8 protein-coding genes are annotated in these 9,400 nt (G+C 71.1%); 2 read left to right on the top strand and 6 right to left on the bottom strand.

The features are described 5' to 3' along the window. Positions 1-130 precede the first annotated feature (130 nt). Genes RIN75_RS43410 through RIN75_RS43385 form a run of 6 tightly spaced genes read right to left on the bottom strand, consistent with a single transcriptional unit; the run spans position 131 to position 7,731 of the window. Positions 131-1,561 (bottom strand): FAD-binding oxidoreductase, encoded by a 1,431-nt coding sequence (locus RIN75_RS43410; RefSeq protein ID WP_309117954.1) that lies wholly within the window; start codon positions 1,559-1,561, stop codon positions 131-133. A gap of 6 nt (positions 1,562-1,567) precedes the next feature. After that, positions 1,568-3,121, bottom strand: coding sequence for a thiamine pyrophosphate-dependent enzyme (locus RIN75_RS43405; protein ID WP_309117953.1), 1,554 nt, complete (start codon positions 3,119-3,121; stop codon positions 1,568-1,570). Beyond that, positions 3,121-4,332, bottom strand: a complete 1,212-nt coding sequence (locus RIN75_RS43400; RefSeq protein ID WP_309117952.1) for an ABC transporter substrate-binding protein — start codon at positions 4,330-4,332, stop codon at positions 3,121-3,123. Before RIN75_RS43400 ends, RIN75_RS43405 begins: the two co-directional genes overlap by 1 nt. A 17-nt stretch (positions 4,333-4,349) precedes the next feature. Continuing rightward, on the bottom strand, positions 4,350-5,444 hold the full coding sequence (locus RIN75_RS43395) for a sulfotransferase (RefSeq protein ID WP_309117951.1): 1,095 nt from the start codon (positions 5,442-5,444) through the stop codon (positions 4,350-4,352). Continuing rightward, complete coding sequence (locus RIN75_RS43390) at positions 5,441-6,598, bottom strand: NAD(P)-dependent oxidoreductase (RefSeq protein ID WP_309117950.1); 1,158 nt, start codon at positions 6,596-6,598, stop codon at positions 5,441-5,443. Before RIN75_RS43390 ends, RIN75_RS43395 begins: the two co-directional genes overlap by 4 nt. Then, positions 6,595-7,731 (bottom strand): Glu/Leu/Phe/Val dehydrogenase dimerization domain-containing protein, encoded by a 1,137-nt coding sequence (locus tag RIN75_RS43385; protein WP_309117949.1) that lies wholly within the window; start codon positions 7,729-7,731, stop codon positions 6,595-6,597. The genes RIN75_RS43390 and RIN75_RS43385 overlap by 4 nt, the downstream gene beginning before the upstream one ends. Positions 7,732-8,039: 308 nt before the next feature. Here RIN75_RS43385 and cysC point away from each other — a divergent pair, with 308 nt between their 5' ends. Both cysC and cysD read left to right on the top strand, forming a co-directional pair. Then, positions 8,040-8,579 (top strand): adenylyl-sulfate kinase, encoded by a 540-nt coding sequence (gene cysC, locus RIN75_RS43380; RefSeq protein ID WP_309117948.1) that lies wholly within the window; start codon positions 8,040-8,042, stop codon positions 8,577-8,579. After that, positions 8,576-9,400: sulfate adenylyltransferase subunit CysD (gene cysD, locus RIN75_RS43375; protein WP_309117947.1), on the top strand; the 825-nt coding region annotated here is incomplete at its 3' end. The genes cysC and cysD, both read left to right, overlap by 4 nt.

Raw genomic sequence — 9,400 nt, 5'->3', positions numbered from 1 at the left:
CACACCACCGTCGACAACAGCCACACCAGCAGGCTGTTCCCGCCCGCCTCGGCGTAGACGGCGGACGGGAGGAACAGGATCCCCGACCCCGCCACCGACCCGATCGCCAGCGGGATCGCCTGCCGCCTGGTTAAGCCTGCGGACTGGCTGACGCCTCGTTCTGCCATGTACCTCGTTCACCCCACGGGATCATGCGATCTCGGTTGAGCACCCCGCGGGGGTCGAAGAGCTGCTTGAGCCGCCCCATGAGGGCGATCTCCTCCGCGGACCTCGTGTACCCCAGGTAGGAGCGCTTCTCGAACCCCACGCCGTGCTCAGCCGAAATCGAACCACCACTTTCGGTGACGAGACGATACACAATGTGTTCGACTTCGGGTTTCCGCTCCCGGGTCGTTTCACCGGTGATGACCGCGATGTGCACGTTGTCGTCACCGAGGTGGCCGAACACCAGCAGCTTCACCGCGGGCCACGAGCGCCGCAACTCGGTCCGCATGTCGTCCAGGCACTTCTCCAACGACCCCGCCGGCACGCTGACGTCGAACCCGAACAGCGGCTGCATCCGCAGGATCTCCGCCGGGATCCGCTCCCGCGCCGCCCAGAACGCCGCCAACTCCTGGGCGTTGGTCGCCACGGCCGCGTCCAGCAGCACCTCGGCGCAGCCCTCCACGGCCGACGCCAGCCGCTCGGCGTCGCCCTCGGGGTCCGCGCCCCGGCACTCCACCAGCACGTACAGCGGGTGCCCGAACGGCAGCGGCAGCCGGATCCCGGACGGTTCGATGGTGCGGTAGGCGTCCTCCCACATCACCTCGAACGCGGTCACCGCACCGGGCAGCTTGCGCTGCAACGTGTTCAGCAGGGTCAGCGCCGCGTCCACGTCGGCCACCGCGCAGAACGCGCCGGTTCGGGTCAACGAACCCGGTTTCAGGCCCAGCGTGGCCGACGTGACCACGCCCAGCAGGCCCTCGCTGCCGATGAACAGCTGCTTGAGGTCCATGCCCGCGTTGTCCTTGACCAGCGGGGTGGACAGGGTCAGCACCTGCCCGTCGACCAGCGCGACCTCCAGCGACCGCACGTGCTGGCGGGTCATGCCGAAGCCGACCACGTTGACGCCGCCCGCGTTGGTCGCCACGCACCCGCCGATGGTCGCGCTGCCCTTGGACGCCAGGTCGATGGGCAGCAGCAACCCGTGCTGCGCCACGAGGTCCTGCACCTCCGCCAGCGTCGCGCCCGCGCCCGCCGTGACGGTCCGCCCGGCGAGGTCGACGGGGGAGACGGCGGTCAGCCGCTCGGTGGACAGCACGACCTCTTCCGGCCCGGGCACCGCGCCGCTGACCAGCCCGGTCATGCCGCCTTGCACCACCACCGGCTGGTCGTGGTCGTTGCAGTGCTTCAACACCGCGGCGACCTCGGCAGCTGTGCCGGGCTTGACCACGACGGACGCGTGCCCGACCCGGTCGCTGCCCCACAGGTCCTGCGTGTAGCGGGCGGGCACGTCCTCGGTGAGGACGTGCTCCGCGCCGACCAGGGCCACCAGGTCCTCGACCCGAACCCGTAGTTCCATCGCGCTCTACTCCTTGTTCGCGTGCCCCGCGCGCAGGCTGGTGCGCACGTGCAGCAGGTAGCCACCGGGTCCGGCCGCCAGCGCCCGCCGCACCGCGCCGGGCACCTCGTGCGGGCTGCGCACGGTCTCGCCGGGCATCCCGAACGCCTCGGCCCACGTGACGAGGTTGGGCGTGTGCAGGCTGGTGCCGCAGTAGGTGCCGGGGAACTGTCGGCGGGCGTGCTGGTCGATGGTGCCGTAGCCGCCGTTGTCGGCGACCACGACGACCGGGCACCGGCCCTGCGCCCGCCCGGTGGCCAGCTCGTCGCCGGTCATCAGCAGGCCGCCGTCGCCGACCACCGCCACCACGGTCCGCTGCGGGTACCGGTGCGCCGCCGCGACCGCCGCCGGCACGCCGAACCCCATCGCCCCGTTGCCCAGCGCGAGCATCAGCCGCTTGGGCCCGGCGTGCACGTAGCGGTGGATCCAGCTGGAGAAGTTGCCCGCGTCGAACGTGATCACCGCGTCGGCCGGGAGGTCCGCGTCCAGCGCGGCGGCCACGTGGGTGAAGTCGATGCCGTCCTCGAACGGCTTCGGGTGCGGCGCGGCCAGGTCCTCGGCCAGCTCGTGCCAGCCGCGCACCCACGCCGACCGCTCCGGCGCCGGCGCGGGCCAGTCGGCGGCGGCCAGGGCCTCCAGGACGTCCCGGGGAGCCTGCCGGTCCACCACGTGCACCCGCGGTCCGGTCCAGCCGGACATGTGGATCTCGTCGGCGAACTCGCCCAGCAGCACCACGACATCGGCCTGTGCCAAACGCTCGCGCACCTGGCGGGGTGTGCCCAGGTGCAGGTGACCGGCGTAGTTGGGGTGCAGGTTGTCCAGCAGGTCCTGCTGCTTGTTGCCGACCAGCACGGGCAGCCCGGCCTTCTGCGCCAGCACCGACAGCAGGTCGTTCGCGGTCCCGTCGGTGTGCCTGGACCGCAGCAACCGGCCCGCCAGCAGCACCGGGCGTGCCGCGTCGGTCAGCACGGGCAGCAGTTCACCCAGGTCCGGCTCGGCCAGCGCGGGCGGGGGCGGCGGCACCTCGACCTCCGACCCCGCCGTCCACAGGTCCTCGGGCACCAGCAGCACCACCGGCTGCGGCACCGGACCGGCCAGCACCTCCGCCGCCTTGGCCAACTGCTCGCCCAACCCGTCCACGGTCAGGGTGAACGTCGTGGCCAGCGCGCCGAACATGCCCGCCAGGTCCGCGCCCTGGAACGCGGTGCGCCGGTCCGCGCCGGTGGGGATGTCGCCCACCAGCACCACCAGCGGCGTCGGGTCGGCCGCCGCCGCGTCCACCGCGATCGACACGTTGGTCGACCCCGGCGACCGGTTCACCGCCACCACGCCGGGCTTGCCGGTCAGCCGCGCCGACGCGACCGCCATGAACCCGGCCCCGCCCTCGTGCCGCGTGGTCACCGTGTGCAGACCGTGCGCGCGGGCGCGCGCCAGCAGCGGCAGGAACGCCTCGCCGGGCACGGTGCACACCTCGTCCGCGCCGAGGCCCACGAGCCACCGGCACAGCACGTCCACGACCATCAGCGCTTCACCGAGGGGTGCTTGAACTCGCCGGTCGCCTGGTCCTGCGGCCACACCACGACCGCCTTGTCCGCCGCGTCACCGACCTCCTGGTAGTGCATGAGCACGATCTCCGGCGGCTGGTGGTGGTCGTGGGTGAACCGCACGGGTCCGCGCCAGGTGCGGAAGCTGCCGGTCTCCAGCGCCAGCCGCAGCGCGTCGCGGTCGTGCGCGCCGGCCAGCGCCGCCGCCTGCCCGATCACCACGACGTCGGTGAACGCGTTGAGCGCGTTGTCCGGCGGGTAGCTGCCGAACTCGTTGTAGTAGGTGTCCACGAACCAGCGGCCGGTCCAGGTCAGGCCGGGCCAGTCCGGGCTGAACCGGGTCGCGGGCCACACCACGCCGGTGCCCGCCTGCCCGGCGAAGCCCCAGTAGTCCGCCGAGCGCATGGGGAACGGGAAGCACACCATCATCGGCACCTTCGGCAGCAGCCCGGTCTCCGCGCCCGCCTCGATGATCATGTAGTTGGTGCGCACCACACCCGCGTTGACCAGCAGGTCCGGCCCGAAGTCCGTGGCCCGCTGGAGTTGCTGCTTGAGGTCCTGGACGCCGTCCTGGGCGAAGTCCTCGCGGAACAGCTCCAGGTCCGGGATCGCCTCGGCCAGCGCCTCGCAGATCGTGTCGGCCAGCATCTGCCCGAACACGGTGTCCGCCGCGACCACCGCGACCCGCTTGAACCCCTGCTCGGCCGCGAAGCTCGCCATCAGCGGGGCGCGGTCGGCGATGGAGAAGTAGGTGCGGAACAGGTTCTTGCGGCCGACGGTGATGGTGTTGTGGCCGTTCTCGATGAACGTCGGCACACCCCACTTCTCCGCCAGGTCCGCCACCACCGGACTGGTCCGCAGGTGCCACTGGCCCACGACCGCGCTGACCTGGTCCAGCATCACCAGCTTGGCCAACCCGCCCGCCGCCGAGCGGGACATGTGCTCGACGTCGGCGGTGCGCTGGTCGTTCTCCAGGAACAACCGGATCTGGCGCATGGAGAAGTCACCGGGGTGCTCGGCCACGAACCGCGCCCCCAGCACCGCGCCCCGCACCACCAGCTCACCGGCGGTCGGGTCGCCCGGCAGGCTCAACGGCGTGAGGATGCCGACCGGCACCGCCGCGCCGGTCACCGTCTGGTTGTGCGCGTCGACCAGGGCGCGCGCCCGGGTCTCGTTCTCACTCGACATGTCGCAGACTCCCTTGTCTAGACGCCGAAGCGCGTGCGGTAGGCGGAGGTGGCGGCGCGCAGGTCGTCCGCGTCCAGGCCGAACTCGTCGGTGCTGTAGCGGTGGACGCCCTTGCTGCGCTGGCCGTTGGCGGCGAGGTAGTTCTCGACGTCGTCGACGAACTCGGTGGTGTGCGGAAGGCCGAGGAAGTCGGTGACCCTCTGGAGGGTGCCCTTGGTGTCGGCGACCAGTTCGCGGTAGCGCAGGTCGAGGACGGGTTGGTGGTTGACGAGGTCGTCCCGGGCGTCGGCGAGCTTCTCGGTCAGCGGCACGATCCGGCTGCGCCAGAACGCCCCGATCTCCGGCAGGTCGAGGTCGTCACTGCGCGCCCCGCGCACCGCGCGGCACAGGCTGGCGGTGGACGAGATCGCCTCGGCCGGGTCGCGGTGCAGGTGCACGAACCGGGCGTTCGGGTAGGCGGCCACGAGCTCGGGCAGGTACCAGGTGTGGAACGGGCACTTGAGGACCGGGGTGAGCGGCTTGCCGTCTTGGTCGGTGCGGCGGCTCATCAGGACTTCGAGCTGGTGCCGGTGCCACTGGTAGGGGACGGTGAGGTCCTGCCGGTGCAGCCAGTCGCCGAAGGACGGGACGCGGTAGCGCATCTCCAGCACCATGCTGTGGAACGTGTTCACCACCAGCCGCAGGCACTCGTCCGGCCGGTCGGCGTGCAGGTAGTGGATGCTCGCCAGGTCGGGGGCCTTGCGGTTGTAGTCGTCCACGTACGCCTGCGCCGCTGCCCGCACGGCCGGGTACGTCTCCGGGTCGCCCGCCGCCGCCACCGGGTCGGACAGTTCCCACAGCCTCGGGCCGTGGAGGGCGGGGTGGAGGGAGAGGAGGTTGTGCAGGAGGGTCGTCCCGGTGCGCAGCATGCCGATGACGACGACGGGTGCGTCGATCGGTGCGGGCTTGAGGTCGTTGTGCGCCTTGGCCACGTCGGTGATGACCTGGCGGCTGCGCTCCAACGAGCCCAGCACCACTGGGACGTCCTCTTCCCGCAACCGTCCTTCGGCGAGCACGGCGGTGCGGAACTCCTCCTCGCCGACGTCGAACATCGGCTCCGGGCGCAGGGTCACGGTTCCTCTCCAAGGTTGACGGCGTCGCGGGGCGTTCGCCCGGCGCGCAGGTCGGCGAGGTTGTCCAGGAAGGTGCGGGCGACTTCGGCGGGTTCGCCGGGGAAGGCGAAGGCCCGGTGCGGTGAGATGACGAGGTTGGGCACCCGCCAGGCCGGATCGTCGTCCGGCAAGGGCTCTATCCGATGGACATCAAGAAACGCACCCCTGATGCTCTGTGCCCGCAACGCTTCGTAGAGCGCTTCTTCATCCACTGTGGACGCTCGCCCGACGTTGACGAACACGGCGTGCGGGGGCAGCGCCGCCAACACCGCCTTGTCGACGACGGGCTGCTCAGTAGCGGGCAGACACCCGACGATGTGGTCCGCTTCAGCCGCGACGTCGAGCACCTGGCCCACACCGACCGTCTTGACCGCCAACGGCACAGGCGTTCGACCGGTCCGCGTCACCGCGATGCACCGCGCCCCAAGCGCGGACAACCGCCGCACGACGGCCCGCCCGATCCGCCCACCACCGAGCACGAGCACGGTCGCCCCATCGAGCATCACCGCCCGCCCGGTGTACCAGGCAGGGCGTACCGCGGCCCGCGCCGCGTCGCCCGCCGGCGCTGCGCTACCTGCCGGCCCTGTGGCGCCGGCTGGCGTGCTGGTGCCGGCTGGCGTGCTGGTGCCGGCTGGTGCGGTGGTGCCCCCTGGCCTCGTGGTGCCCGCCGGTTCTGCGGCGTGAGCGGCGCGTTCTGCGGTGCCGCCCGCCTGTCCTGCCGTGGTCGTCCCTTCCGCCGGCAAGACGGGGAAATTTTCAGTTAACTCAACTAAATTTTTTAGCAGCATGAAGAGTCCGGCCACGGCGTACTCGGCGACGGCCTCGACGGGCACGCGAGCCGCGTTGGTGACCAGAGTGCCCGGGCGCAAACCCGCCGCCGCCAAGTGGTCGGTGCCGGTGCCGGTCAGGTGCAGCCAGCGCAGGTTCGGCAGCAGTTCCAAGCAGCCCGGCGGGAACTGGTAGCCGACCAGGACCTCGACGCCGGCACGCGTAGCCGGGTCGAGGTCGGCGATCGTCTCCGCCTGGCGCACCTCGATCTCCGCGGCGATCCGGGGCACCAGCTCCGGCCACATCTTCGAGTGCGCGACCAGGACCTCCGGGCGGTCCCAGGTCACCACGCGATGTTCCGCTGGGCCAGCAGTTCGGCCACCGGCTCCGCGCTGCCCGACGCGCTCAGCTCCGCGATCAGCTCGCAGTTCTTGTTGATCTTCCCCGCGATCCACTCCCGCAGCCACGCCGACATCTGCGGCACGTTCAACCCGTTCGGCGCGACGCCCGCGATGATGCACCCGGTGACCGCCGCGCCACCGACGTTCACCACCACGTCCGGCAGCACGGTCAACCCCGCCTCGCCCAGCATCCGGCGCGCGGGCTTGGTGCAGCTCATGTTGCCGCCCTCGACGACGATCTTCGCCCGCACCGACGACACCACCGACTCGTCGATCGCGTCCGCCCCGGCCGCCAGCACCAGCACGTCCGCGTCGACCTTCAGCCACGCCCGGTCGCCGTCGTGCACGCGCACCGAGGACGGCAGGCCCGACCGGTCGATCGTGCCGTCGGTGCTGGTGCACGCGATGAGCTTGTCCACCGGCAGCCCGGCCGGGTCCTCCACCGTGCCCAGGATGTCCGCGACCGCCACGATCTGGTGCCCGTGCGCCGCCAGGTGCTGCGCCACACCGCGGCCGACCGTGCCAAAGCCTTGCAGCACAACGCGTTGCGGCGTCTTGACACCCGACGCGCGGATCGCGCCCAGGGCCGCCGTGGCCACGCCGAAGCCGGTGATGTCGACCATCGTCCGCCAGAACTCCGCCCAGTCCACGTCCAGGCGGGTCGCGCCGGGCCGGGTGGCGATGTCGTAACCGGCGGCGGCGAAGAACATGTCGCGGTCGGGGTGCGTGGTGCCCTGGTCGCAGCCGAGGTACACGCCGCCGTGCAGCAGGGGACGGGTCACGCGGCCGAACGTGCGCATCAGGCGTTCGCGGTCGCGCACCGGGCCGTTGGGGCGGATACCCGCCTTCGCGCCGCCGATCGGCAGGTCCACCAACGCCAACTTGTGCGTCATCGCGCGAGCCAAGGCGGCCAGCTCGGTGGCGTCGACGGTCGGGGTCATCCGCGTGCCGCCCATGGCCAGGCCGTCCACCATGCTGTCGACCACCACCCAGCCGGTGGCGTCGCAGTCCGGCAGGGACAGCGTGGTGGAGAACAGCGGCGACGACGCGTGCGTGGCGTCGGCGTGCAACAGGCTCATGTGGCGTTCCCCCAAGATTTTCGAGTGCGGCAATGTGGGCAAAAAAGGGCGTGCTTTCGCGCCGCCGCGACTGCGTTGTTCGCAGCGGTTTATGAATGGATTCGGGGCCCCCAGGCGCCGCGCTCATCAGAGCATCGGCCTCCGAGCCTCCTCTACCGCCGAAAGAGTGACGCGCCCAGCCTGTGGACACCCCTTGACAGCCTGCTCTAGCCTCGGGTCGCCGTTTGCCGAGACCACTGCCTGCGCTTTGCGGCCGATGTTCTCGGCGGGTTTTCCGGCTGTGCTTCGGGAATACGAAGGGGGACTTTGTGGGCGCCACGATCTGGTTGACCGGACTGCCCAGTTCCGGTAAGTCGACGCTGGCCGGCGCGCTGGCCGCGCGGTTGGCGGGGACGCACCCGGTGGAGGTGCTGGACGGCGACGTCGTGCGCCGCCAACTGTTCCCCGAGCTGGGCTTCAGCAAGGACGACCGGGCCGAGAACGTCCGCCGCACGGGCCTCGTGGCGCGGCTGCTGGCCGGTCACGGCGCCATTGTGATCACACCCGTGATCGCTCCTTACCGGGCCGCCCGCGAGGCCGTTCGAAAGGATCACGAGGAGCACGGCCTGCGGTATCTCGAAGTTTTTGTCGACGCCGCCCCGGAGGTCTGCGCCACGCGCGACGTGAAGGGTTTGTATGCGCGTGCAAAAAAGGGCGAGATCACCGGTTTGACCGGTTTCGACGACCCATACGAGACGCCGATCCAGCCGGAGCTGCACCTCCGCACGGATGAGCTGTCCGTGGAAGCGTGCGTCGAACGCATGGTCGCCCTGCTCGACGGCGCCCGGCGCGACGGCGCCGCGCGATGAAAGCCGCCGACCGCCTGGAATCCGAGGCGATCCACATCTTCCGCGAGGTCGCGGGCGAGTTCGACCGGCCGGTGATCCTGTTCTCCGGCGGCAAGGACTCGACCCTGCTCCTGCACCTGGCCGTGAAGGCGTTCTGGCCCGCGCCGGTGCCGTTCCCGCTGCTGCACGTCGACACCGGGCACAACTTCGACGAGGTCATCGACTTCCGCGACCGCATGGTCGACCGCTACGGCCTGCGCCTGGAAGTGGCCCGCGTACAGGACTACATCGACGACGGCCGCCTCGCCGAGCGCCCCGACGGCACCCGCAACCCCTTGCAGACGGTGCCCCTGCTGGACGCGATCACCAACCACAAGTTCGACGCCGTGTTCGGCGGCGGGCGCCGTGACGAGGAACGCGCCCGCGCGAAGGAGCGCATTTTCAGCCTGCGCAACGCCTTCGGCCAGTGGGAACCCCGCCGGCAACGCCCGGAGCTGTGGAACCTCTACAACGGACGCCACAAGCCGGGGGAGCACGTGCGCGTGTTCCCGCTGTCCAACTGGACCGAGCTGGACGTCTGGCGCTACATCGAGCGTGAGAACGTCGAGCTGCCGTCGATCTACTACGCCCACGAGCGCAAGGTCTTCCTGCGCGACGGCATGTGGTTGGCGGAAGGCCCGTGGGGCGGCCCGCGTGACGGTGAGCAGTTGGTGACCAAGACCGTGCGGTACCGGACCGTCGGGGACGGTTCGTGCACGGGTGCGGTGGAGTCGGACGCGGCGGACATCGAGGCGGTCATCGCGGAGGTGGCCGCGTCGCGGTTGACCGAGCGCGGTGCGACC

It is taken from the genome of Saccharothrix sp. (assembly GCF_031180885.1).
Classification (GTDB): Bacteria; Actinomycetota; Actinomycetes; order Mycobacteriales; family Pseudonocardiaceae; genus Actinosynnema.
The sequence above is the reverse complement of the archived record's forward strand: the minus strand, read 5'-3'. Positions and strand labels throughout refer to the sequence as shown.

What these genes read in the sequence shown, in the direction of transcription:
- RIN75_RS43410 (WP_309117954.1), bottom strand. Translation starts at nt 1,561, where the DNA reads ATGGAACTACGGGTTCGGGTCGAGGACCTGGTGGCCCTGGTCGGCGCG.
- RIN75_RS43405 (WP_309117953.1), bottom strand. Translation starts at nt 3,121, where the DNA reads ATGGTCGTGGACGTGCTGTGCCGGTGGCTCGTGGGCCTCGGCGCGGAC.
- RIN75_RS43400 (WP_309117952.1), bottom strand. Translation starts at nt 4,332, where the DNA reads ATGTCGAGTGAGAACGAGACCCGGGCGCGCGCCCTGGTCGACGCGCAC.
- RIN75_RS43385 (WP_309117949.1), bottom strand. Translation starts at nt 7,731, where the DNA reads ATGAGCCTGTTGCACGCCGACGCCACGCACGCGTCGTCGCCGCTGTTC.